The following is a 25,137-nucleotide window of genomic DNA, read 5'->3' as shown; positions in this document are numbered from 1 at the left end:
CTTATGGCATGGATGCAACTTACTGTATCTGCACCGGAGCAGCATGCGCCCCTCGTCGGGGACATGCTGCAAGGCAATGGTGCGCTGGCAGTCACCTACCGTGATGCGCAAGACAACCCTATTTTCGAGCCGCCGTTAGGTGAAGTCCTGTACTGGCAAGAAACCCTAGTTACGGGGCTATTTCCTGCCGAAACAGATCTTGCACCGATACTGCATAACTTAAAGCAGTCTCGCTACTTTGACGACGACCTCAAGTTTAAAACCGACCAACTTGAAGACAAAGACTGGGAACGTGAATGGATGGACAACTTTCATCCGATTCAGTTTGGTCAACGTTTATGGGTCTGCCCCACCTGGCGTGACATTCCTGACCCTGCTGCGGTGAATATTATGCTTGATCCAGGCATGGCGTTTGGCACAGGAACCCACCCCACTACCGCACAATGCCTCGCATGGCTTGACGGACAAGACCTGCAAGGTAAGACTATTGTCGATTTTGGTTGTGGGTCGGGCATCTTAGCCATTGCCGCCTTGTTACTGGGCGCCGAAAGGGCGATTGGTATCGACATTGACCAGCAAGCACTCATCGCCAGCCGAGAAAACGCTGAGCGCAATGGGGTGGCCGACAAGCTCGAAGTTTATTTGCCAAGCAATCAACCGTCGTTGGCGGCCGACATTGTGTTGGCAAACGTACTGGCAGGGCCCTTGCAGGAACTCGCCGACGTTATTCAAGCGTATGTTGGCGAAAATGGTCATTTGGTGATGTCTGGGATCCTACCAAGACAGATCGAGCAGGTACAAGCAGCGTACACACCCACGTTCGAATTCAGTGAGCCGCAACAGCAGGATGATTGGGTGATGCTCCACGCACTACGCAAGCATTAGATTGTCCGACAATTGTCAAGAGTAAAAAGTGCAAAAAAGGCGGCTTTTGTACAAATTACAGCCTTTTCTTTCGCCGCCAAATTCCCTAAAATTTCCGACCCTTGAGTTGAACAGTTTTTAACCGATGCAGATCGGAAATTATACGTTAGAAAATCCAGTCATCTTAGCGCCTATGGCAGGCGTTACAGACCTCCCCTTTCGGCAACTTTGCAACGAGTTGGGAGCTGGCCTTACCGTATCCGAAATGCTCTCAAGTAACCCACGCGTGTGGCAAACAGAAAAGTCACAAAAACGCATGGGCCACGCCAATGAGCCCGGTATAAAAGCTGTTCAAATTGCTGGTTGTGAGCCTGAGTTGATGGCCGCCGCAGCGCAACATAACGTTGCCAACGGCGCGCAGATTATCGACATTAATATGGGCTGCCCAGCAAAAAAGGTAAACAAGAAAATGGCAGGCTCTGCGTTACTGCAGCACCCCGATCTAGTACAGGACATTTTGTACGCCGTGGTGAATGCAGTTGAAGTGCCTGTCACATTAAAGATTCGTACAGGTTGGGATCCTGACCATCGCAATGGCGTCGAGATTGCAAAGCTAGCTGAACAAGCCGGTATTCAATCTTTAGCCGTGCATGGCCGCACTCGAGCCTGTATGTACAAGGGTGAGGCAGAATACGACACCATTCGCGCGATTAAGCGCGCGGTGACCATTCCAGTGGTCGCTAATGGCGATATTGTGTCACCCGAAAAAGCCCGAGACGTTCTCGATTATACCGGCGCCGACGCCGTCATGATCGGCCGTGGAGCTCAAGGTAACCCATGGCTGTTTCGGGAAATTGCGCATTTTTTGGCAACCGGAAAACAGCTGGCGAAGCCTGAAACAGCTGAAGTTACCGAAGTGGTCATGCGGCATGTACAACGCCTTCATGACCATTATGGTGAATTTAGCGGCATCAGAATCGCCCGCAAACATGTAGGTTGGTATTTGCAACAGCAACAGCCCGCAGCAGAATTTCGCCGCCAATTTGTGGCAATCGAGTCGGCCACTGAGCAGCTCGAAGCCTTGGCGTCGTTTTTTAACTCAGTAAACTAAGAAGAGATAGAGCGCACCTATGTTTGATCAAAACGCAAATCGTGACCAAGTTTCACCTTTCACGACGATTGGTAATAACGCCCAGCCAAAACCGCTGCGCGACTCAGTAAAGCAAGCCATGAACTCATTCCTAAAGCAACTTGATGGACAAGATCCTGAAGAGCTATATGAACTGGTTCTCGCTGAGCTTGAAGCACCACTACTGGAAGAGGTCATGACCTATACTCGCGGTAATCAAACCCGTGCAGCGACCATGCTCGGTATCAACCGCGGCACATTGCGTAAGAAGCTGAAAAAATACGGCATGAATTAAGTGCCCCTGAAAAAGAGCGCCTTGTGTGCTCTTTTTTTTTTGCGAAAACGAACTTTTACGACTACATACTTAGTGACTCTTAAATGGTGACCATCATGACTTCTCGACCCATTCAACGCGCTCTTCTTAGTGTTTCCGATAAAACTGGTATTGTTGAATTTGCTCAAGCCTTGCAACAACGTGGCGTACAGATCCTTTCTACTGGCGGCACAGCTCGGCTGCTGCGTGAGCATGAGGTAACAGTCACTGACGTATCTGAACACACAGGCCAAGCCGAAATCATGGACGGTCGTGTCAAAACCCTCCATCCGAAAATTCATGGTGGTATTTTGGGGCGTCGAGGTACCGATGACGGTGTTATGCAAGAGCAAGACATTGCCCCAATAGACATGGTTGTGGTTAACCTATACCCATTTGCTTCTACGGTCGCTGACCCCAATTGCTCGCACCAGGATGCCGTTGAAAATATCGATATCGGTGGCCCTACCATGGTTCGCGCAGCGGCGAAGAATCACCAAGATGTCACTATCGTGGTCAATGCCAACGATTACGACCGCGTGATTGCTGAAATGGACACTCAAGCCAATAGCTTAAGCTTCGACACGCGACTCGATCTAGCCGTGCGTGCATTCGAGCATACAGCACAATACGATGGCATGATTGCCAACCATTTCGGTGCGCGACTACCACAACAAGAAAGCCCGTTTCCGCGTACTTTCAATGCCCAGTTTGAGAAAAAGCAAGACCTACGTTATGGCGAAAATAGCCATCAACAAGCGGCTTTCTATGTCTCCGCACAGCCTCAAGAGGCCTCAGTTGCCACGTCAGTGCAATTACAGGGCAAAGCGCTGTCATTTAACAATATCGCTGACACCGATGCCGCGCTGGAGTGTGTAAAGTCCTTCAGTGCGCCCGCATGTGTCATCGTTAAACACGCAAATCCTTGCGGCGTTGCTGTTGGTGAGTCATGCCTCGACGCCTACGACCGCGCCTTTAAAACCGACCCGACCTCAGCCTTTGGCGGTATTATTGCGTTTAACCGAGAGCTTGATGAAGCGACCGCCAAAGCGATTATTGAGCGTCAATTTGTCGAAGTAATTATCGCACCGAGTGTTAGCGAAGCAGCTCAACAAATCGTTGCTAGTAAAGCCAATGTGCGCTTACTGTCAGCCGGCCAATGGCCAGCCCAACGCACTCCTAGCCTTGACTTCAAGCGTGTTAATGGCGGCCTACTGGTTCAAGATAACGACCTCGGCAGCATTACTGAGGACGAATTACGCGTGGTTAGTAAAGTACAACCTACAGCGGCCCAGATTGACGACTTACTGTTCTGTTGGAAAGTCGCTAAATTCGTTAAATCAAATGCCATCGTTTACGCAAAAGACGGTATGACTATAGGCGTGGGCGCCGGTCAAATGAGTCGTGTTTATAGCGCCAAAATCGCCGGCATCAAGGCCGCTGACGAAGGCTTAGAGGTTGCCGGCAGTGTCATGGCATCTGATGCTTTCTTCCCGTTCCGCGACGGCATCGATGCCGCTGCCGAAGCCGGTATCAAGGCCATTATTCAGCCTGGTGGCTCAATTCGCGACGACGAGATCATCCAAGCGGCTGACGAGCACGGTATTGCCATGCTATTTACTGGCATGCGTCACTTTCGTCACTAATAACGTTGCCGATCAGCTATCCTCGGTCTAGGATTAGACCCATCGAATGATAAATCGACTCATAATAAGGATAACGCTATGAAAAACGTCATTGCATTAGTCGCTATTGTTGCCAGCTCTCTTGGGCTGGCCGCCTGCTCTGAGAACACAACCACAACAGCGACAACGTCAGACACCATGACGCTGGAACAAGCTGTTAATGAGAACTCAGCGCGCAGCGCAGCGAATCTCGACCGCGATGTGCACCGTCACCCCATCGAAACATTAGAGTTCTTCGAGGTTGAACCCGACATGACCGTGGTGGAAATTTGGCCAGGTGGTGGCTGGTACAGCGAAATCCTCGCCCCTTATTTAAAAGAGAACGGCCAATTCTATGCCGCCCACTTTGCACAGTCAGAAACCCGCAACTATTACGTGAATTCGCGTAAAGAGTACGCTCAACGTGTTGCCAATGACCCTGCGTTTGACGCTGTCGTAATGACCGAATTCGCACCCGGCGCCAGCAATGAAATTGCACCCGCCGGAAGCGCAGACCGCGTACTTACCTTCCGCAACCTTCACAACTGGTACATGGGCGGCGGTGAAGACGGAGTCAAAGAAGCCTTCGCAACATTCTATAAAACACTCAAGCCAGGCGGCATTCTCGGTGTGGTTGATCACCGCCTGCCAGAGGCGCGCCCAGACACCCACATGGATAGCTCTGGTTATATGAAACAAAGCCTCGCAGTGGATGCTGCTGAAGCCGCTGGCTTTGAATTTGTTGGCGCTAGCGAAATTAACGCCAACTCAGAAGATACCGCAGACTATCCGCGAGGTGTTTGGACCTTGCCACCGACATTAGGCTTGGGCGAGGAAGATCTCGAACGCTATCTCGAAATTGGTGAAAGCGATCGCTTTACTTTGAAATTTAAGAAACCTGAATCATCTTCTTAAACAAAACAAGAGAGTCTGAAACGACATGAATGTACTTGTGATTGGCGGCGGTGGTCGCGAACATGCGTTAGCATGGAAAGCGGCCCAATCGCCAGCCGTAGAAACGGTTTTTGTGGCACCCGGTAATGCGGGTACGGCAACTGAATTGAAGTTAGAGAATATAGCCCTTGCAGCTGACGATATTGACGGCTTATTGGCATTTGCCCAAGAGCACAATGTTGGCTTAACCATTGTCGGCCCTGAGGCTCCCCTAGTGGCTGGTGTTGTTGATCGTTTTCAGGCGGCAGGTTTGACCATTTTTGGTCCGACCAAAGGCGCCGCCCAACTCGAAGGGTCCAAAGCGTTCAGCAAAGACTTCCTCGCGCGACATTCAATACCAACGGCTGCCTACGGCACTTTCACCGATAGCGAACAAGCCAAAGCTTATGTCGCCCAGCAAGGCACGCCGATTGTCATCAAAGCCGATGGTTTGGCGGCTGGTAAAGGCGTCATCATCGCCGAAACAGTCGAGCAGGCCAACGCCGCTATCGATGATATGCTGGCCGGAAACCGTTTTGGCGATGCGGGTAGTCGCGTCGTGATTGAAGAGTTTCTGGTGGGCGAAGAAGCTAGCTTCATTGTGATGGTCGACGGTGACACGGCCTTAGCCTTCGCTAGTAGCCAAGACCATAAAGCCCGTGATAACGGCGATAAAGGACCAAATACTGGTGGTATGGGCGCCTACTCCCCCGCTCCTGTGGTCACCCCAGACGTACACAATTGGGTGATGGATAAAGTCATCGAACCGACCGTTAAAGGTATGGCCGACGAAGGCCACCCCTACACCGGTTTTTTATATGCAGGTTTGATGATTGCGCCGGATGGCACTGCAAAAGTGCTCGAATACAACTGTCGGTTTGGTGATCCGGAAACCCAACCGATCATGATGCGTTTACAGTCTGACTTAGTTGCTTTGTGCCTTGCAGCCTGCGCTGGTGAACTTGAGAATGAAGTGATTGATTTCGACCCACGCGCAACAGTTGGCGTAGTGATGGCTGCCGGCGGTTACCCTGACTCTTATGCAAAAGGCAAGGAAATTACCGGCCTCGAAAATGCGGATACTAATGACACTAAAGTGTTTCACGCAGGCACCAAATGCCGCGACGATGGCACTATAGAAACCTCAGGCGGGCGTGTTCTGTGCGTAACGGCAATCGCTGATAGCGTGCAGTTTGCGCAGCAAAAAGCCTACCAGGGTGTGACTAAAATTCGTTGGGAAGACGCGTACTATCGTACCGATATTGCTCATCGCGCAATCGCTCGCGAACAACAGTAGCACTAGAATGAAAAAGGCCACATGGGAAACGATTCCACATGTGGCCTTTGTTAGTCTTCGACCACTAAGTCGTCGTCGTGAGAACCGTAGTCAAAGCTTTCGTCGCTGAATCGACTACGACCATACATACTTGCGACTTTTTGCCGGTTGATGCGGCCTTGATATTTCACCCAAGCTTTTTCAACCAAGCTAACTGCAGCTTTTTCACCACGCGCCACGGCGAGCAACGACTGTTCCTCTGAGTTTATCGGTTCAATGTCGCCGGCTAGCAGCGCAGCTATCAGGTTTCCATGCTTACTTAGCAGTTCACTTTCGCGAATTGAAAAGTCGCCCGAACGTGCAAATCCGTATGGATAATTTTTAAAATCGTTAAACGATTTCTTTGTGATTAGATCACGATTTTGTGTTGCCATTAGTGCCTTCCTCCAGACCAATAACCAAAGGAAATGACATTCGTCTTTCCGTTACTGACGATATAGAGTCGAACGGCGAACTTGTCAATTTATTTCTGTTAAAAACGATAATTAACGGTCGCTTTCACGTGCCGGCCCGCTGCCGCCATAATAGGGATAATTGGATCATCTTGCGGATAATTACCTACTTGTATGGGATTCCAGTATTTACGATCTGCAAGGTTGAACACTCCCGCGCCTACCTGTAGCTGATGGCTTGGAAACCACTGAACCAGCCAATCCATCGTGGCATACCCGGGTGCTGCATATAAGGCTTCATCATCGACATTATAAAGCTGCTTTTGACCCTGTTGGGCACGCAGTATAAAGCGCGTTTCCCAAGCTCCAGAGGGCGCTGCGTAGTTTACTTCCGCCAACATTGAAGGTGGGCTTACTGAAGCAACATCTTGGCCTGTGGTGCGGTCTTCGCCCTGACTATAGTCGAGCCACAGCTGCGATTCCCAGCGCCGGTTCCACTGCTGCTTCCAACTCAACTCAAGACCTTCAATAACCACCTTGTCGCGGTTGACCGATTGGAAAATGAGTAACTGCTGTTGCGGATCAAATCCTTGTGCAGCACGACTATCAATAAAGTCACTAAATCGATTGTGATAGCCGGTCAGAGTAAGCTCCGTATTTTTAGCACGCCACCGTAAACCGGTTTCGAAGGTATAACCTCGTTCTGGCTTTAAATCAGGGTTTGCGATCGCGAGAACTCGAAACTGCGGGTAATACAAGCCCACATTTACGTCTGCAAAAGGTGGCGCACGGTAGCCGCGGGCGTACTGCGCAAACCATTCCGCCTGCGGGCCTAACGGCCACAGCACACCAAGTTTCGGCAACCATGCGGTGTGAGTGAGATCGGTTACTGCCGTATTGGGGTAACGCAGGTCGAACAACTCATCGGCTTGCGTCGCTAAGTCATAATACTCATAACGTAACCCTGGACTCACCGTTGGCCCGCCACGCCAAAGTTTTATTTCATCGTGAAGGTAGAGCCCGAGCTCTTGAATTTTGCTACGCGGAAAGTCTCGAAGCGGGAAGGTTTCGCCAAGTAAGGTCTTGGTCGTTTGCTGTGTGACTTGATTAAATTGCCACGCATCACGCTCGTCCCACACTTCAGCTTGTGACCATTCAAAACCGTAACCGATGCGTTGCGACAGGCCTAGCAACTGAGTTTCGAACTCAAGATCTGCAGCGGCACCGTAATTTGAGTAGTCGTAGCGAAAGCCACGAAATATCGATACCGGCTCGGCCAAGCGGCCGCGCTCTTCAAAAGAATTTTGTTGGGTTTGCGCTTGTTGCAAAAAGACCCGCCACTGCCCCTGGTCATAAAACGCGGTAGCAGCGCTATCAAAGCTGAGAATGGCGCGCCACTCATACCGCTCATCATCACCACTTAATGCGGTTGTAGACGCTTGTCGTCCGGTTCCCAAGCTATGTTTAATTTGGCTGTCGCGTTGCTCTCGTAAAGCATCAAAACTTAGTTTCAGTTCACCCTGATCGGTCAAATAGTGCCACTTTAATAACGCAGCCCTTTGTACCGTTTTTTGAGGATCAAGCTGATCGCCTTCTAGGCCTTTTGCTTCAACCTCATCGTTGTGGCTCACAGCGGCCGCCATTAATAGGCTATGGTTGCCCGAGCTCAAGGCCGTAGCAACACGGCCATAGCCACGATCGGCATCTGAGCCATAACCTAGGCGCACGCGTGTGCCTTGATGTTCGGTGGTTAAAACGTCCTCAGGTTGAAGTGTCTGTACGGCCACGACACCACCTAAAGCGTCACTTCCATAGAGGGTCGACGCTGGACCTCGAAGAATTTCGACCCGGTTTGCTAGGCCTAAATCAAGTAAGCCTCGCCCGGTATCTGAAAAGCTGCCAACCGCAAAGCGATCAGCGATAGCTACTTGGTCGACGACAATGGCGGTGCGGTTGCCACCAACACCACGAATGCGGAAACCGCTGTAACCAAAGCGATGAGTAGTGTCATCGAGCTCAACTCCCATTTCATAGCGAATTAAATCGCTGGCGTTAAAAACCAGATCTCGTTCAAGCTCGGCATCACTCAACACCGATACCGTACCCGCGACTTCGCTTAGGGCACGCGCTTGGCGGTGAGCAACAACAGTAATGATTTCATCTGGAAGGATCGTGTTATCTGAATCGTTGCTTGTCTGTTGAGCGGTGGCCGGTAAGGCCACCGCCAACATTAACGCGCTACAGACATTGGTTAGCCTGTGGTGCGGTGTTGCCATTAATACACCTCGTTACGAGTATTGTAGTTATTGAATTTACCTGTTGGAGTAACAATTTTATCGCCCTTAATTACGTGCTTAAGTTCACGAGTTTTGTCATCCACAATCACAATCGCTGATTCTTCTTCCATGCCACTCCAGACCGAGAACCAGACTTCATCACCTTCCATATTGTACTCTGGTTGCACGATACGCTTCGGACCAGGACCTAAGTCAGCCCACTCGGCAATCGGCAGTACTTCATAGCCGGCATCAAGATTATTGACGTCGAATACTGCAACAGATTGTGCTTTATCACTGGCTGGGTTCAACGGAGTGTCGACCCAAAGGTTCGTTGATTTTGGATGGGTCTTAATAAACAGTGAGCCACCGCCTTGACCTTCGAGTATACGAACCACTTTAAACGCGTTGTCAGGGTGTCCCTCTGGGTCAGTACCAATCAGGGTAATGTTGGCATTACCTAAAGCACTAGTGGCCCATACAGGTCCATTCTCTGGGTCAACAAAGTTGGCACCGCGCCCTGGGTGAGGAATCCTTTCAACCGGAATCAAGCTTCCAATTCACGCTCGAGCGCATCAACAACAGCAATGGTGTCATTCTCGTTCGCTGCGGTCATAAAGTAGCGGCCAGAGCGATCCCAACCACCGTCATGCAAAAATGGTGCAGCGTCGATGGTAGTCACCTGGAGGTTGTCGATATCAGCATAGTTCACAAGCTTAATTTGCCCTGTTTCTTTCACGTTAACGATAAACTCAGGGTGTTTGTGTGAACCAACAATCGCTGCCACACGCGGCTCTGGGTGATACTCCTGAGTATCGACCGTCATTCCACGGGTTGAAACAATTTTCTTCGGTTCAAGGGTTTGACCATCCATTAGCACGTAGTGCGGCGGCCAATAAGCGCCTGCGATCGCGATTTGATCTTCGTAACCTTTGTAACGAGAGTTCTCGACCGAGCGTGCTTCTAGACCAATTTTTATTTCGGCAACGACTTGCGGCGGAAACATGTACAAATCGATAAGGTCAATTTTGCCGTCACGACCGATGGTAGTGAAATAACGCCCTGAACTAGAAGCGCGTGAAATATGCACCGCGTAGCCAGTTTCGACATAGTTCAACACTTCTTTACTGTCACCATCTATGATCGCAACTTCACCAGCATCACGCAGAGTGACGGCAAACATATTGTCGACATCATAGTCGTGCTGCGGCTCACTCGGACGATCTTCAGGTGCAACATGCACTTCCCAGCTGCCCTTCATTTCTGGCATGCCCCACTCAGGTGGTGTTGGTGGCTCATGCTGAATAAAGCGCGCCATCATATCGATTTCTTCGTCCGATAGCTCACCAGAAGTACCCCAGTTTGGCATACCGCCTGGAGAACCGTAATTGATCAACGCTTTAAGATAATCAGTGCCTTTTTCCTGAGTAATATCTGCTGTCAGTGGCAAACCGGTAGCGCCCTTACGCAACACTCCGTGACACCCGGCACAGCGCTGGAAATAGATCTCTTGAGCGTGTTTAAACTCTGCTTCGCTCATCGGTGGTGCACCAGGTGAAACAATTTGCTTGCCTCCACTCATTGCTGACGGAGCGCCTTTGTAGCGAACTTCAGCCGCCGTTGCGCCAGCATGTGGCTTACCGGCAGCTCGGTCTTTCAAGCCAAGCTCCACACGCACGTCTTCAACGTCATCATCGTCAACTTCGGCACCAGTATTGCCCCAGCTTGACAGCACGTAGTTGGTGATAGCGGCGATGGTGTCATCACTTAAATGCTGCATCGGGGGCATCATGGCGTTGTAATTTTGGCCATTGACCTCTAATGGACCCGACTTACCTTGCAAGATGGTGGTGATCAAATAATTCGGTTCACCATCTACATTAGGGTTATTCGCTAACGGTGGAAATGCACCTGGCAACCCAGTACCCGTAGGTTGGTGACAGGCTTGACAATTTTTTTCGTAAGCTGCTTTGCCATCTTCATCGGCAAGCACCGGCTGGCCCGAGATCATTAGCGCGGCTAACCCACAAAATACTGCAAGTGGTGAACGGCGCCAATTTGGCTGATGATTAACTTTATTACGCATGAAACGTCCTCCTTGATGGACTATCAGTTAGTTGCTAACTAACGTCAGTTTAACTGTAAAGGATAGACGGGATTTGATCGATATCAAGGAAGGGGGGGCTACCTAGTAGCATAAGGAGTACCCCCCGAGGAGTAGTTAAAAATTAGAGACTTAGGTTTAATCCCCAATCATTTCTGGCATCTCTGGCAAGTTGCTCACGAAACTGTGGCGCGGCAATTTGAATGAGTGCTTGCGCACGCTCCGATAGGCTTCTTGCACGCAAGTTCGCGACGCCATATTCGGTTACAACATAATGCACATGCGCACGTGTCGTTACCACCCCCGCACCTGGCGCGAGCATAGTTGAAATACGCGACACCTGTCCGCCTTTTGCCGTCGCTGGCAGCGCTATCACCGAGCGGCCGCCCTCGGACAGGCTCGCGCCTCTAACGAAGTCCATTTGCCCACCGACCCCTGAGTAAACGCGCGTGCCAATCGAGTCGGCACAAACTTGGCCTGTCAAATCAACCTGTAGCGCACTGTTAATCGCCATGACTTGTTTGTTCTGACGAATTACTGCGGTGTCGTTGGTGTATTCAACATCCAAAAAAGCGACCTGCGGATTGTCATCGACAAAGTCATAAAGCTGCTGACTTCCCATCGCAAAGGTTGTGACAATACGCCCACGATGCTTACGTTTACGCGAGTTATTGATCACACCACTTTCAACTAAAGGTAATACGCCATCAGAAAACATCTCGGTGTGAATACCTAAATCTCGGTGGTGCCCCAAACATCCTAACGTCGCATCTGGAATCGCACCAATGCCCATTTGCAAACAGTCACCATCGTTTATCAGTTCGGCAACGCGTTCGCCAATACGTAGCGTTGTCTCGCTTTGCTGGGGTCGTTGGTGTAACGGTAAGTCCAGCTCAAGCTCAAAGTAACGGTCGATTCGCGACATCGAGATGAAAGAGTCGCCGTGGGTTCTCGGCATTTTAGGATTCACCCAAGCAATAACTTTTTTCGCGACTTGTAACGCCGCGCGCGTCGCCTCTACAGAAATGCCAAGGCTACAATTGCCATGAGCATCTGGTGGTGAAACCTGAATCAAAACCGCATCCAAAGGCTGCTCGCCAGATCTAAAGAGCTTCGGGATCTCGGACAAGAAAATCGGCACGTAATCTGCTAAGCCTTCATTCACCGCCTCTCGCGTCGACTTTCCCACAAAAAATGCGCGCTGGCGTAAGTGCCCTTGCAACGCTGGATCGCCAAGAACCTCGCTGTGCTCGGTATGCAGTTGAAGCAACGTCATGTTTTTCCGCGAGAGCGCAACTTCTGTTAATCCCTCTAATAATTTATAGGGAGTGGCCGCCATCGACTGGCACCAAATTGTATCGTTATCAGCCAAAATACTTAGGGCTTCTGCCGCTGTTGCTACACGCATTTTCACTCCTTTTGCGGTACATTAGGATCATATTCGTTGAACTAGGGTAATCACAGTATGAAGTTATTCGCAATGTTAGGTGCGATCAATATGGCGCTTGGGGTAATTCTTGGGGCATTTGGGGCACATGGATTAAAGGCGAAATTAAGTTCTGAAATGTTGGCAGTGTTTCAAACGGGAGTTCAGTACCAGATTTATCATGCACTAGGCCTTCTCATGGTCGCTGCATTATTGATTCCCTACCCGCAAGCGGCAGGCTTAAGAACGGGCGGCTGGTTACTTTTAGCGGGTACCATTTTATTCTCAGGTAGCTTGTACTTGTTGGCCTTAAGCGGAAATAAGGTGTTCGGCCCCATTACGCCGGTGGGAGGCGCCTGCTTTATTCTTGGCTGGCTATGGATATTTTGGGCCATGCTCAAGGAGTTTTAAGCTTAGATGTCGCTGTTAACTGCACTGTTGTTACAACTTCTATCCGTTTCCCTGCCACAGGCGGACGCGCCAAGTGAGCTGCATTGGCGTGCTTGCCTGCTTGGTCAAACCAAGGTTCAACAGCAATGCCAAGGTGCACTGCAGCAGTTCGATTGGCATCAAGCGAAAGCTGAAATTTACCGTCTCAAAGATCAAGGCGCATGGCGTTTGCCGACCGCCGACGAACTTAGCTCTTTGATTGATAACGCTCCCGAGGTGTTAGCCAAAGTGTCAGATCAATGGCTACTTAGCGCCTCAGTGTTACGTCACGGTAACGAGCTATTGGTTGCCGCAGTCCACTACCCGTCAGGTAAGGTGGAATATATTCCCGTACGCGAGCCGGCCTTAGTGTTGCTGGTTGAAATTTAGCTTAGGTGACAGAATTAATGCGTTTACGTCATATTGAAGTCTTTCATGCTATTTATTCGTCGGGGTCCATTACTGCGGCGGCGCAGTTGCTGCATATTTCACAGCCAGCAGTCTCAAAAGCGTTAGCTCATGCCGAACAGCAACTGGGGTTCGCTTTGTTTAAGCGTGAAAAAGGTAAATTGCTACCCACCGCCGAAGCGTTAAGCCTGATTCCAGAAGTCGAACAGTTGAATCGCCAATTGCATAGCGTTAAGGCGCTTGCGCAAAACCTCCAGCGCCACGACGAAGGACTCATCGACCTTGCTATCACACCGGCGTTGGGCTTTGATGTGATCCCGCGAGCTATTGCCAATTTCTCACAGCACTATCCCAAGGTGCGCTTTCGGGTGCAAACCATTCACAATGACGAAGCCATGCGCGCATTGATTGAGCAAGACTGCGAATTGGCGCTATTATTCGCCTCGCCAAACTACCCTAATGTCAGTGCCATTGGCTTGGGCGACGTAGAGATCAAGGTCCTTTATCCAGCTAACACCTGGAATTCACAACCAGCTTCAGTTGGCTTGTCTGAACTTGCCGCGCAAAACCTAATCGCAATATGGGATAGCGGCCCCGTCGGGCAGCTGCTTTGGCAGCAGTTAAACCAAGCCGGCGTTGAAACGTCGTCAAATCTACAAGTCGATACCTATTTTGTTGCCGCCAAAATGGTTGCTGAGGGGCTTGGCTGCTGCACCATTGATGCGTTATCTGCAACTGGCAATAGCGATACCCGGGTCGGTACCGCACGGCTCGAGCCGCCACTTTTTGTTCCACTACGCGCCCTACACTTAACCACCAAACCCTTAAACCAGCTAAGCCAAGCCTTTCTGCCCTTTGTTCAACAGGCGCTGCCTACTCTATAACTTAAGGTTATACCTAGCCCCCAACTATTCACTGTTGCTTGGCGCTGCTTTCGTTATGCTGCTGTTCGGCGTTGCAATAGTGCTACCGAATAACGACATTGAGCAAATGAGGACAAGCTGTGAGCCAGTTAAAAGCCCCCTATCTATTATTTATTGGTGATGCCAAAGATCCCCTAAGTATTAAAATGGCGCGCAGTGCTGCCGACTGGAGTCCCGAAAAGTGCCTTGGCGAACTAAGGCTTGACGGCTGTGAAGTGACCACCGGTTGCACTGCAATGAGTCTCGACGAGGCGGTTTCACGCGGCGCCAAAAGTTTAGTGCTCGGGTTTGCCAACAGTGGTGGTTACATTGATTCGGCATGGCTGCCGATATTACAGCAAGCACTTGCCTCTGGGCTCGACATTATCAGTGGTCTGCATGATCGACTCAACGACCTTCCTGAGCTTGTTGCGGCCGCGCAGAGCAACGGTTGCACCCTGCACGATATTCGCCACCCGTCAGCTAAACTAAGAACAGGTAAAGGCTATCACCGCCAAGGTAAGCGCTTACTTACGGTAGGTACTGACTGTTCGGTAGGTAAAATGTATACCAGCCTCGCACTTACCAAAGAGTTACAGGATCGACACATCAAGGCAAGTTTTCGGGCGACTGGGCAAAGTGGTATTTTAGTTGCCGGCGACGGTATTGCTGTTGATTGTGTTGTGGCAGACTTCATTGCCGGAGCTATTGAAGACCTCGCGCCCGCCAATGACGCTGATCATTGGGATATTATTGAAGGGCAAGGGTCGCTGTTTCACCCTGCTTTTGCTGGCGTCAGCCTTGGCCTGCTGCATGGTGCACAAGCCGATGCTTTAGTGGTGTGCCACGCGTTAGGGCGTTCCAGTATGCGTGCCATCGATGATCGACCACTGCCTAGCTTAGTTGAGACTATTGCAGTGAACGAGCAATTGGCTCGCACCACCAATCCACAGGCAAAAGTCATCGCCATCGCGGTCAACACGTCTGCGGTTGATGAAGCTGCTGCTATGGCTTACTGTCGCGAGGTTGAAACGCAATTAGGCATGCCCTGCGTAGACCCTATACGGCATGGGGTTTCGCGCATCGCAGATAAACTAAATGGATAAAGTATTGGAGCGGGAAACGAGATTCGAACTCGCGACCCCAACCTTGGCAAGGTTGTGCTCTACCAGCTGAGCTATTCCCGCATCAAGAAAGTAATCGAGGGTGAAGTTTGGAGCGGGAAACGAGATTCGAACTCGCGACCCCAACCTTGGCAAGGTTGTGCTCTACCAGCTGAGCTATTCCCGCATGAACTTCGGTTATCAAATGCGATAACGGAGGCGAATTTTACTTAATTCAGCGGGCTTTGCAACCGCTTTTTAGGCTTATTGGCCCTGAATGTCGAAAAAGTGTGCACGGTAGTGCTTTAATTCATCGATTGATTCACGAATATCGGCAAGTGCAGTGTGTGCTCCCTGCTTAGTCACCCCTTTTGCAACCTCAGGTGCCCAATATTTGGCGAGTTGTTTTACGGTACTTACATCTAAATTACGATAATGAAAGAAAGCTTCAAGTTCGGGCATATAACGCGCCAAGAAGCGTCGATCCTGACAGATGCTATTGCCGCACATAGGTGAGCTATTCGGCGTGCACCAGCGTTTAAGAAACGCCAGGGTCTGTTGTTCTGTCGCCGCCTCATCGTGGTTACTCTCTTGTACTCGCGCAACGAGGCCTGAACCTGTATGAGTGCGCACATTCCAATCGTCCATCAGATCTAAATTGGCTTGGGGCTGGTGGACTGCGATAACCGGTCCCTCGGCCAAAATGTTCAGCTGTTGATCGGTAATGATAGTTGCGATCTCGATAATCACATCGCGCTCTGGCTCCAAGCCAGTCATTTCTAGGTCAACCCAAATCAGTCGATCTGCTTGTGCGGTCATGACTTTACCCTCTAAATTGTGGTGTTAGGATGCATTGTCGGTAATTCAGGCGCTGTTGCCAAGAATATTGTATCATTAGCAGTGAATTGACGTAGCCAATTAAGTTAGGAGCCTTGTGGGAAAACATCGAAAGCTAAATAAAGGACAGCTACGCCGTGTCCGCGCCAATCAACAAAAGCGCTTGCAGCAGAACGATCTTGAGCAAGAGCTCGACGACGCTAGCCTAGGCGGCACTGAATCAGGTGTCATTATTAGCCGGTTCGGCCAACATGCCATCGTTGCCACCGACGACCAACAGCCAATTCGTTGTAATATTCGTCGTGCCATTGAGAGCTTGGTTTGCGGTGATGAAGTTGTCTGGCGTCGCTTTACTGGACAAAGTGCTAACACTGAGCAAGGTGTCATTGAAGCGGTACAGGAACGTCGCTCACTGTTGAGCCGCCCTGACTATTACGATGGGGTAAAACCTGTCGCAGCAAACATTGACCAAATTCTGATTATCACCAGTGTATTGCCGGCTTTTTCGGCACAAATTATTGACCGCTATTTAGTCGCCTGCGAAGACATTGATATTACCCCAGTGATTGTCTTGAATAAGGCTGATCTACTTGACGATGTTGAGCCTGAACAACGTCAAGAAATTGCGGATGCGTTAGCGATGTATCAAGCTATTGGCTATCAAGTTCTTAGCGTAAGTGCCAAAACAAGCGGTGGCTTAGATGACATACAAGCGGTACTTAAAGACCATGTCTCCATTGTCGTAGGTCAGTCTGGTGTTGGTAAGTCGTCTTTAGTGAATGCACTATTACCCGACATTGATGCCGACGTTGGCGATGTCTCAAGTAATTCAGGCTTAGGTCAACATACCACCACCGTCGCAACACGTTATGCGCTGCCTAGTGACGGCTTTTTAATTGACTCACCTGGCATTCGTGAGTTCGCGTTATGGCACTTAGATGAAACCCGAGTGGCTTGGTGTTTTATCGATTTCCGTCCGTTTTTAGGGCTTTGTAAATTTCGCGACTGTAAGCACCAGCCGCAAGATCCGGGCTGTGCCTTACAACAAGCTGTTGAAGCAGGTGACCTTCACTCTCTTCGACTGTACAATTTCCATAGAATCATAGAGTCGATGGCAACCAGCAAGCCATCGCGAGCGATACCTCGAGGTAGCAAGAAGTGAATTGGGACGACGTTAAAATTAAAGCACAATACTTAACCCCTAAGCATGCTTTATCACGCTTAGTTGGCGCCTTTGCAGCTGCCCGTGCAGGGTGGTTCACTCAACTTTTTATTCGCTGGTTCATTCGCCAGTATAAAATTGATATGAGTGAAGCTGTGCATGAGAGTCCGGCAGCTTATAAAACCTTCAATGACTTTTTTACCCGACATTTAAAGCCGGAACTGCGCCCATTGGACGCCAGCGATCCAGACCAGTTCGCCCATCCTGTCGATGGTGCTGTGAGTCAACTTGGCGACATTAACGACGGTCGCATTTTCCAAGCCAAAGGACACGATTACAGTCTCACCGAACTGCTTGGTGGTGACCCGCGTGACGCGCACGCATTCAAAAATGGAAAGTTCGCGACTATCTACCTAGCGCCGAAAGACTATCACCGTCTTCATATGCCTTGTGATGGTACCTTACGCAAAATGGTGTATGTACCAGGTGACTTGTTTTCAGTAAATCCTCTAACGGCCGCCAATGTGCCTAATTTGTTTGCCCGCAACGAGCGTGTGGTCGCTATTTTTGATAGCGAATTCGGCAAGTTCTCGATGGTTCTCGTTGGCGCAACCATTGTCGCCAGTATCGGCACTGTGTGGGCCGGAACCGTAACGCCACCGACCGGCGACCATGTGCACAGTTGGGATTATCCAGCCTCTGGAGATCAAGCGATACGGCTGAAAAAAGGTGAAGAAATGGGACACTTTAAATTAGGTTCGACCGTGGTGCTGACCTTCCCTGAAGACACCATCGATTTCGACGACGCACTTGAAGCCGGCTCACAAACACGTATGGGGCAAGTGCTCGGTCAACGAGACGATTAGCCCGGATGCAGGTTATCGCGCACCGAGGGGCTAGTTTTGAGGCCCCAGAGAATACACTCACCGCTTTTGGTCGAGCGCTTGATGCCGGAGCCGATGGAATTGAGCTGGATATTTATCCGTTGCAGGACGAATGGATTGTCTTTCATGACCGGTATCTTGCGCGCTTAACAGCCCATCCTGGGCGCTTGCAAGATTTAACCCTCGAACAAGTGCGGCAACTCAAGGTATTTGGGCAACAGCCGGTACCTACCCTCGACGAGGCTTTAGCCTTCATCGCTGGGCGCTGCATGGTCAACATCGAGCTCAAGGGAGCCGATATTCGACGCGGTCTGACCCAGCATTTAAGGTTGGCCTGTGAGAGCGCCGGCTTTCGCCGCGAACAACTGCTGGTTTCGAGCTTTAATCATCATTGGTTACGTCAGCTCAAACACGATCATCCTCAGCAGCGTATTGGTGCACTTACCGCCTCCTGCCCGTTAAGCTATGCGGCCTTTGCCAGCGAACTTGATGCTTGGTCCGTGCATATTGCCGTCGATTTTGTGACAGCGGAATTCGTTGCCGACGCGCATCAGCGCCAGCTACGCGTCTATGTTTATACCGTTGATGAAGCCGAAGATATCCAAGAGCTGCAGCGCATGGGCGTTGATGGTATTTTTACCAATCATCCCACTGCAGCTCGTAACTGTCTGCGAGGGCTGCCCGTGCAGCCCGCAGAAGCTTGGCATATTGACTAGTTCGGTTCATCGTTATACTTCGGGTATTGCTGCTCTAACTCATCAAGCTTATGGCTTAACGCCATCGGCGAAGTGGTTTTTCGCGCTAACGCCGAGTACAACGATGGTATGATGAAAATCGTCAAGAACGCCGAGAACGCCACACCACAGAAAATCACCGTACCTATCACCATCCGGCTTTCGGCACCCGGCCCGGTACCTAAAATCAACGGTACGGCACTCATGAGCGTGGTAAATGCCGTCATGATGATCGGCCGCAAACGCTGCTGTGAAGCTCGCACAACTGCTTCATCAAAACTGTAGTTTGCATCACGGAGTTGGTTCGCAAATTCAACTATCAAGATACCGTTTTTCGCGGCTAAACCGATCAGCATGACAATACCAATTTGACTATAGATATTAATCGTTAAGTCCGTGAAAAATAGTCCAAATGCAGCACCAAGAATGGCAATTGGCACCATTAACATGATCACCAGCGGGTGAATAAAGCTCTCAAACTGCGCAGCCAGCACTAAGAAAGCGATCACCAAGGCTAAGACAAACACAAAGATCACCGAGCTGCCGCTTTCTTGGTAAAGTTGTGATTCACCTTTGTAGTCGATTGAAATATCTTCTGGTAGCTTTTCTGCAACCACAGACTCTAAATAAGCTAACGCATCACCTAGCGAATAGCCTTCAGCCAAGTTAGCCTCGATAGTAATACTCCGCATGCGATTGTAGCGGTTTAATTGGCCTGAGGTTGCCTGTTCTTCAACGGTAACAAGGTTCGACAACGGGATCAGTTGACCACTGCTGTCGGACCGTACATAGATTTGATCAATCGCAGTAGGGTCCCGGTAGTCCGAGCGTTCACCCTCGAGAATAACATCGTACTCTTCACCGCGATCTAAATAGGTGGTCGCACGACGTTCGCCGAGCATGGTTTCAAGGGTACGACCAATATCGCCTACCGAAACACCTAGATCGGCAGCTCGCGTTTGATCAATTTGAATCAGCAATTGCGGTAGCGTTTGTTTGAAATCACTATCAAGCTCTAGCAAGTTTGGGTTCTTACTAGCTTCTTCGATCACAATATCTCGATAGGCCGCCAGCTCCTCGTAGGTGTTCCCTTGCAGTACAAATTGCACCGGCCGACCATTGCCGCCAGAAATACCACTGCGCATAAAGGCAAAGGCGCGCACCCCGGTCACTTGATTTAACTTCTCGCTGACCTCGTCCATTAAATCGAACGAGCTCCATTCACGCTCATCAAAAGGTACGGTTCCGACAATAGCGATACCGGCAGAATTTCCCCAACCTGGTGCTCGCACCAGTAAGCGATCGATTTTTCCTTCGTCTAAATAAGGTAACAGTAAGGCTTCAATTTCGCGCATGTCTTCTGCGTTCGATTCAAAGCTCGCACCTTCAGCACTGCGCACCATCACAAAGAAAGTGCCACGGTCTTCGGGTGGCACAAACTCTTGCGGGACCAGTTTCAACATGTTGTAAGAAACAACCCCGGCTAGCAGCACTAAAACGACGGCCATCCACGGGTAAGCCAGCGTGCGTTTTAAGACCCGCCCGTAACCTTCTTCTACTCGATTAAAAAAGCGGTCCATGCCACGTCCAAAGCCACTTGTACGTTCGCGCCGACGCAGAATTTTGGAACTTAGCATGGGTGATAAGGTTAAAGCGGCAATACTCGAGCACAATACTGCTGCGGCGATGGCGAGGGCGAATTCGGTAAACAGCTGACCTATGTTGCCTTCCAAAAAGGCCAGTGGTACGAATACCGCAATCAACACTAGGGTTGTTGCCACGACCGCGAAGCCGACTTCGCGCGCTCCACGATAGGCCGCCAGTAACGGTGGTTCTCCGGCTTCCACGCGGCGATAAATATTCTCCAAAACAACAATCGAGTCGTCGACAACCAAACCGATAGCAAGCACTAGGGCTAACAATGTCAGTAAGTTGACCGAGAAACCCATCACATAAAGCGCGATGTAAGAAGCAATAATGGCTACCGGCACCGTCAGCGCAGGAATTAATGTGGCTCGAATATTGCCTAAGAACAAATAGATCACGACCACCACGAGGCCCATAGCGATGGCGAGAGTGTTATACACTTCATCAATGGAGCCTTTGATGAATATCGATGAGTCGTAGCTAGGTACAATCATCATCGACTCTGGCAGCGTTCGCTGGATACTCTCTATTTCGGCCTGAACATTTTCAACAACGGCAAGGGTATTGGCTTTCGACTGCTTAATGACCCCCACCCCGATCATGTTTATGCCATTGCCGCGAAACTCAGTTTTATCGTCCTCGGAGCCCATTTCGACCCGAGCAAGCTCACCCAAACGCACCAGTTGGCCATTATCACCGCGCTTGATCGACAGCATTTTAAAGTCGGTTGGGTCTAAATAAGTGCGAGCCACGCGCACGGTGAATTCACGATCAACGGATTCCACTTCACCCGCCGGAAGCTCGATATTTTCGGAACGCAGGCGCGTTTCGATATCTGTCACAGTAACGCCACGAGCTGCCATTGCATCTCGATCAAGCCAAACTCGCATTGCATAGCGGCGCTCACCACCTAAGTTCACACGCGCCACACCGTCCACCACCGACAGTCGATCAACAATGTAGCGATCGGCATAATCAGTGAGTTCTAGAATGCTAAGGTTTTCACTGCGCAAGTTGTACCAAACCACAGTGGTTTCATCAGAGTTCGCTTTCGACACCTCGGGCGGGTCGACCTGCTCTGGTAGATTATCAACCACCCTTGAAACCCGGTCACGAACATCATTGGCGGCCGAGTCAACATCACGACTCAAGTCGAATTCAATAGTAATCCGCGAGCGGCCATTGCGACTGCTCGAACTTATATTTTTAATACCCTCGATGCCGCTGATTCTGTCTTCGATCGGCTGGGTGATTTGAGTTTCAACAATTTCAGCAGAGGCGCCGGCATAATTAGTATCAATCGACACAACGGGGGGATCAATGTCGGGGTACTCACGGAGCGGTAGCATGGTGAAACACACAATACCGAAAACAATCAGCAGTAAGTTAACGACCGTTGCAAATACCGGGCGTTTAACTGAAATATCGGAGATCACCATAACTAGCCCTCCTTAATGCTGACTTCGATACCGTCGCGCATACGCACGATACCGTCCGTCACTATTTTTTCACCGGGTGTAATCCCATCAATGATCTCGACACTGCCGGGTTGTCGACGACCAATCGTCACTTGACGTTCTTTAGCAATGTTATCGGCGCCAACCACATAGACAAAGTGGCGAGTATCCATAGGGACAATTGCCCGCTCAGGCAACAAAAGAACGTTATCAACGCTGCGCAGTAGCTCTACTCGCAGTAGCATACCCGGACGCAGTAAACCTTCGTCGTTGGGAACTTCAGCACGCACAAGAATCGAGCGAGTCATGGGGTCTACGCGCGAGTCGATACTTTGAATGACGCCCTCGAATGCACGTTGCGGATAAGCGCCACTGGTCGCAGAAACCTTTTGCCCTACAGCGAGGCTGGCGAACACTAATTCAGGCACATTAAAGTCAAGCTTAATCGGCGTAATATCATCTAGGGTTGTGATCTGTTGACCGGGCGAAACAAGCGAGCCAACACTGATATGGCGAATACCAAGTCGTCCATCAAAAGGTGCCACAATACGTTTTTGTGCTAACTGCGTTTTAGCAACTTCTAACGACGCCACGATCTCTTTGACAGCGACATCTTGGGTCTCTAGCTGCTGTTGCGACGCGGCGTTTTGTTGAGCAAGGTTTTGTAAGCGTTGGTACTGACGTTTGGCTTCGGCTAAGCGAAACTTGAGCTCCTGCACACGAGCTTGTTCTTCGCGCGCGTCGAGCTCCACCAGCAAATCTCCCGCGGACACCGTCTGGCCATCACTAAAGTGAACCGCAACCACCTGCTCTTGGGTTTGTGCAGTAATCACCACTGACTCGTTGGCCTGTGACGTGCCGATGGCAGAAATCACATCGCGGAACGGCTTTACCTGCGCCTCAGCAACTTCTACGGGAACCGCGTCGCGTTGCCGCGGTTCGTCGACCACGGTTTCGTGGACGAGCAAAAAGTAAGCTGCTGCTAATGCTAGCGCTGCAACGATTAAGGAAACCGGATTGAAAAACTTTGTCACCGCCATATACTCCCCGACGTGCTGTGAAGGAATGATAAGTCTATGGCTTTATTGTAACGTGACACGCGTCGGCGGTAGTTCCACTTACCGCCGATTCGTATAGTTTTACCGCAAATTAGCGGTGGTAGGCAGGGCTTAACTTATGCACAGCTTCAATAAACGCTTTGGCATGCTCTGGATTAACTTGAGGATGAATACCATGGCCTAAGTTAAACACATGTCCGTTACCTTTACCGTAGCTCGCTAAAATGGCGGCAACTTCTTCTTCGATGCGCGCAGGTGAGGCATAAAGCACACTTGGATCCATATTACCTTGCAAGGCGACTTTATCTTGCACCAATGTTCTCGCTTCGGCTAAGTCGGTGGTCCAATCGACACCTAAGGCATCGGCACCGGTTTCCGCCATCTCACTTAGCGCATTACCAGCATTCTTAGTGAAGAGAGTTACAGGAACACGGCGCCCGTCATTCTCACGTGTCAGGCCATCGACGATTTGTTGCATATACCGCAACGAAAACTCACGATAGTCACGTGGGCTCAACACCCCACCCCAAGTGTCAAAGACCATAACAGCCTGTGCACCAGCAGCTATTTGCGCATTTAGATAACTGGTTACCGACTGCGCTAGCTTATCCAACAGTTGGTGCATTGCTTGCGGCTCTGCAAACATCAGTTTCTTTACTTCACTAAAGTTTTTTGTACTACCACCTTCGACCATGTAGGTCGCGAGTGTCCACGGGCTACCAGAGAAACCTATCAATGGTACCTCGCCTTTAAGCTCGCGACGAATCGTGCGCACGGCGTTCATTACATAGCCAAGCTCTTGCTCAGGGTCTGGCACACTTAACTTATTAATTGCAGCTAGATCACGCACTGGGCGCTCGAATTTCGGCCCTTCACCTGTTTCAAAGTAGAGCCCAAGCCCCATTGCATCAGGAATGGTGAGGATATCCGAAAACAAGATAGCTGCATCCAGCGGGAAGCGGCGCAGCGGCTGTAAAGTCACCTCGCAGGCTAACTCTGGGTTCTTACACAGAGTCATAAAGTCGCCAGCTTGCTGACGCAATTCTCGATATTCAGGAAGATAGCGGCCAGCTTGACGCATCATCCAAATAGGGGTGCGTTCAGTTGGTTCCCGCATTAACGCTCGTAGATAAACATCATTTTGCAAAGTATTCATTCGCTTCAACTACCTATTTTAGCCAGTCAAAAATTATGCCGGTATTCTATCAGTCTCTGGCTTCAGATTCTTGATCTATTTGGCTTTTGACTGTCTCAATTAAACGATGAGCGATGGTTCCTGCTAAAGGCGTTTCAGGTAAGTCATGAATATTGAACCAGTCGCCTTCTTCAAGCTCAAATGGGTCTAAGTGTAGCTCGCCACTTTGCCACTCAGCAGTAAAGCCCATCATTAAAGAATTTGGAAAAGGCCAAGGTTGACTGCAGACATACTGAACCTTAGAGACTTTTATCCCGGCTTCTTCCATAACTTCACGCGCTAAAGTTTGTTCTAAGGTTTCACCTGCTTCCACAAAGCCGGCCAGCACCGAAAACAGCCCCGGACGGTGGCGTTTACCGCGAGCCAGCAAGATTTCATTGCCTTTGCGAATGGCCACGATAATACAAGGCGAGATCCGCGGGTAGCAACGGTGATTGCAGGTATGGCATTGCATCGCCAATTCCCAGTCCACCGACTGCATGCGGGTTCCACAGCGACCACAAAAACGGTGGGTCGATATAAATTCAGTAATTTGTTTCGCCCGCGACGCCATGGAAAACATTTCTTCGTCATGTTGCGCGATCATTGGCCGCAATGATTGGAACTCGCCTAACGCCGCAAATGCGTCGTCACCGTAGTCCGCCAAGACCAAATAGCAACTGCGCTCACGCACTTCGCCGAGCCATACCACCCCATAGTCATCGAGTGTCGGTAAGGGCAAGTCATCTAACCGACCATGAGGAGGTTGGTTATTGTCATCTAAAACAATCTCCCCTGCTGAACAAATAAACCACCACGCAGGTTCATCAGCAGAAGGTCGTTGATAAGGTTTCGTCATAGTATTAAGTTATCTATCGAGTAAAAACGGTTGACCTTAGCTTAGC

23 protein-coding genes and 2 tRNA genes are annotated in these 25,137 nt (G+C 50.2%); 13 read left to right on the top strand and 12 right to left on the bottom strand.

What is annotated here, in order from left to right; all coding sequences use genetic code 11:
- Positions 1–3 precede the first annotated feature (3 nt).
- From prmA to purD, 6 genes are all read left to right on the top strand, one after another.
- Entirely contained in the window at positions 4–885 is an 882-nt protein-coding gene (prmA, locus tag PSI9734_RS10695) for a 50S ribosomal protein L11 methyltransferase (protein WP_173921136.1), read from the top strand.
- A gap of 124 nt (positions 886–1,009) precedes the next feature.
- Complete coding sequence (gene dusB / locus PSI9734_RS10690; RefSeq protein WP_173921135.1) at positions 1,010–1,975, top strand: tRNA dihydrouridine synthase DusB; 966 nt, start codon at positions 1,010–1,012, stop codon at positions 1,973–1,975.
- 19 nt (positions 1,976–1,994) lie between these two features.
- A complete protein-coding gene (gene fis, locus PSI9734_RS10685) occupies positions 1,995–2,288 on the top strand; it encodes a DNA-binding transcriptional regulator Fis (RefSeq protein ID WP_173921134.1) in 294 nt (97 codons plus the stop codon).
- A gap of 92 nt (positions 2,289–2,380) precedes the next feature.
- Positions 2,381–3,952: a bifunctional phosphoribosylaminoimidazolecarboxamide formyltransferase/IMP cyclohydrolase gene (gene purH / locus PSI9734_RS10680; RefSeq protein WP_173921157.1), complete on the top strand. Its 1,572-nt coding sequence runs from the start codon at positions 2,381–2,383 to the stop codon at positions 3,950–3,952.
- 78 nt (positions 3,953–4,030) lie between these two features.
- Positions 4,031–4,885 (top strand): class I SAM-dependent methyltransferase, encoded by an 855-nt coding sequence (locus tag PSI9734_RS10675; protein ID WP_173921133.1) that lies wholly within the window; start codon positions 4,031–4,033, stop codon positions 4,883–4,885.
- A gap of 25 nt (positions 4,886–4,910) precedes the next feature.
- The gene (purD, locus tag PSI9734_RS10670; protein ID WP_173921132.1) at positions 4,911–6,200 is read left to right on the top strand and encodes a phosphoribosylamine--glycine ligase; all 1,290 of its coding nucleotides are present in this window, start codon (positions 4,911–4,913) and stop codon (positions 6,198–6,200) included.
- Between the two features lie 50 nt (positions 6,201–6,250).
- Here the strand turns inward: purD and PSI9734_RS10665 are convergent, their stop codons facing one another.
- The 5 genes from PSI9734_RS10665 to PSI9734_RS10645 all read right to left on the bottom strand — a co-directional run bounded on the left by PSI9734_RS10665 (position 6,251) and on the right by PSI9734_RS10645 (position 12,419).
- Positions 6,251–6,613, bottom strand: a complete 363-nt coding sequence (locus PSI9734_RS10665) for a MaoP family protein (RefSeq protein ID WP_173921131.1) — start codon at positions 6,611–6,613, stop codon at positions 6,251–6,253.
- A gap of 98 nt (positions 6,614–6,711) precedes the next feature.
- A complete protein-coding gene (locus tag PSI9734_RS10660; RefSeq protein WP_173921130.1) occupies positions 6,712–8,907 on the bottom strand; it encodes a TonB-dependent receptor domain-containing protein in 2,196 nt (731 codons plus the stop codon).
- Positions 8,907–9,458 carry a cytochrome D1 domain-containing protein gene (locus tag PSI9734_RS12105; RefSeq protein ID WP_281351470.1) on the bottom strand — a complete coding sequence of 184 codons (552 nt, stop codon included), beginning with the start codon at positions 9,456–9,458 and terminating at the stop codon, positions 8,907–8,909. Before PSI9734_RS12105 ends, PSI9734_RS10660 begins: the two co-directional genes overlap by 1 nt.
- On the bottom strand, positions 9,455–10,993 hold the full coding sequence (locus PSI9734_RS12100) for a cytochrome D1 domain-containing protein (RefSeq protein WP_281351469.1): 1,539 nt from the start codon (positions 10,991–10,993) through the stop codon (positions 9,455–9,457). Before PSI9734_RS12100 ends, PSI9734_RS12105 begins: the two co-directional genes overlap by 4 nt.
- 142 nt (positions 10,994–11,135) lie before the next feature.
- Complete coding sequence (locus tag PSI9734_RS10645; protein ID WP_173921129.1) at positions 11,136–12,419, bottom strand: acetyl-CoA hydrolase/transferase family protein; 1,284 nt, start codon at positions 12,417–12,419, stop codon at positions 11,136–11,138.
- A 57-nt stretch (positions 12,420–12,476) separates the two neighbouring features.
- Here PSI9734_RS10645 and PSI9734_RS10640 point away from each other — a divergent pair, with 57 nt between their 5' ends.
- The 4 genes from PSI9734_RS10640 to dgcN all read left to right on the top strand — a co-directional run bounded on the left by PSI9734_RS10640 (position 12,477) and on the right by dgcN (position 15,282).
- Positions 12,477–12,848 (top strand): DUF423 domain-containing protein, encoded by a 372-nt coding sequence (locus PSI9734_RS10640; protein WP_173921128.1) that lies wholly within the window; start codon positions 12,477–12,479, stop codon positions 12,846–12,848.
- A gap of 6 nt (positions 12,849–12,854) precedes the next feature.
- Entirely contained in the window at positions 12,855–13,256 is a 402-nt protein-coding gene (locus PSI9734_RS10635) for an Lcl C-terminal domain-containing protein (protein ID WP_173921127.1), read from the top strand.
- Positions 13,257–13,273: 17 nt separating this feature from the next.
- Positions 13,274–14,158: a LysR family transcriptional regulator gene (locus PSI9734_RS10630; protein WP_173921126.1), complete on the top strand. Its 885-nt coding sequence runs from the start codon at positions 13,274–13,276 to the stop codon at positions 14,156–14,158.
- A gap of 119 nt (positions 14,159–14,277) precedes the next feature.
- Positions 14,278–15,282, top strand: a complete 1,005-nt coding sequence (gene dgcN, locus PSI9734_RS10625; RefSeq protein WP_343039827.1) for an N-acetyltransferase DgcN — start codon at positions 14,278–14,280, stop codon at positions 15,280–15,282.
- 5 nt (positions 15,283–15,287) lie between these two features.
- Here dgcN and PSI9734_RS10620 read toward each other — a convergent pair.
- The 3 genes from PSI9734_RS10620 to orn all read right to left on the bottom strand — a co-directional run bounded on the left by PSI9734_RS10620 (position 15,288) and on the right by orn (position 16,098).
- Positions 15,288–15,363 (bottom strand) — tRNA-Gly (locus tag PSI9734_RS10620).
- Positions 15,364–15,390: 27 nt separating this feature from the next.
- A tRNA-Gly gene (locus PSI9734_RS10615) sits at positions 15,391–15,466 on the bottom strand.
- Positions 15,467–15,543: 77 nt separating this feature from the next.
- On the bottom strand, positions 15,544–16,098 hold the full coding sequence (gene orn / locus PSI9734_RS10610; RefSeq protein ID WP_173921125.1) for an oligoribonuclease: 555 nt from the start codon (positions 16,096–16,098) through the stop codon (positions 15,544–15,546).
- Positions 16,099–16,213: 115 nt separating this feature from the next.
- Between orn and rsgA the strand changes: the two genes are divergently transcribed.
- The 3 genes from rsgA to PSI9734_RS10595 are packed head-to-tail and all read left to right on the top strand — an operon-like array spanning position 16,214 to position 18,878.
- Positions 16,214–17,278, top strand: a complete 1,065-nt coding sequence (gene rsgA / locus PSI9734_RS10605) for a small ribosomal subunit biogenesis GTPase RsgA (RefSeq protein ID WP_173921124.1) — start codon at positions 16,214–16,216, stop codon at positions 17,276–17,278.
- Positions 17,275–18,144 carry an archaetidylserine decarboxylase gene (gene asd / locus PSI9734_RS10600; protein ID WP_173921123.1) on the top strand — a complete coding sequence of 290 codons (870 nt, stop codon included), beginning with the start codon at positions 17,275–17,277 and terminating at the stop codon, positions 18,142–18,144. Before rsgA ends, asd begins: the two co-directional genes overlap by 4 nt.
- 5 nt (positions 18,145–18,149) lie before the next feature.
- Positions 18,150–18,878 carry a glycerophosphodiester phosphodiesterase gene (locus tag PSI9734_RS10595; RefSeq protein ID WP_173921122.1) on the top strand — a complete coding sequence of 243 codons (729 nt, stop codon included), beginning with the start codon at positions 18,150–18,152 and terminating at the stop codon, positions 18,876–18,878.
- Here the strand turns inward: PSI9734_RS10595 and PSI9734_RS10590 are convergent.
- The 4 genes from PSI9734_RS10590 to nudC form a co-directional block, all read right to left on the bottom strand.
- Positions 18,875–21,982, bottom strand: coding sequence for an efflux RND transporter permease subunit (locus PSI9734_RS10590; RefSeq protein ID WP_173921121.1), 3,108 nt, complete (start codon positions 21,980–21,982; stop codon positions 18,875–18,877). The two genes, PSI9734_RS10595 and PSI9734_RS10590, sit on opposite strands and share 4 nt — an antisense overlap.
- A gap of 2 nt (positions 21,983–21,984) precedes the next feature.
- Positions 21,985–23,040 (bottom strand): efflux RND transporter periplasmic adaptor subunit, encoded by a 1,056-nt coding sequence (locus PSI9734_RS10585; protein ID WP_173921120.1) that lies wholly within the window; start codon positions 23,038–23,040, stop codon positions 21,985–21,987.
- Positions 23,041–23,149: 109 nt separating this feature from the next.
- A complete protein-coding gene (gene hemE, locus PSI9734_RS10580; RefSeq protein WP_173921119.1) occupies positions 23,150–24,214 on the bottom strand; it encodes a uroporphyrinogen decarboxylase in 1,065 nt (354 codons plus the stop codon).
- A 49-nt stretch (positions 24,215–24,263) separates the two neighbouring features.
- Positions 24,264–25,091, bottom strand: coding sequence for an NAD(+) diphosphatase (gene nudC / locus PSI9734_RS10575; protein ID WP_173921118.1), 828 nt, complete (start codon positions 25,089–25,091; stop codon positions 24,264–24,266).
- Positions 25,092–25,137 lie beyond the last annotated feature (46 nt).

The sequence above is a fragment of the Pseudidiomarina piscicola genome, from assembly GCF_902806985.1.
Classification (GTDB): Bacteria; Pseudomonadota; Gammaproteobacteria; order Enterobacterales; family Alteromonadaceae; genus Pseudidiomarina; species Pseudidiomarina piscicola.
Note: the sequence above shows the minus strand (reverse complement) of the source record. Positions and strands in the feature narration are given on the sequence as shown.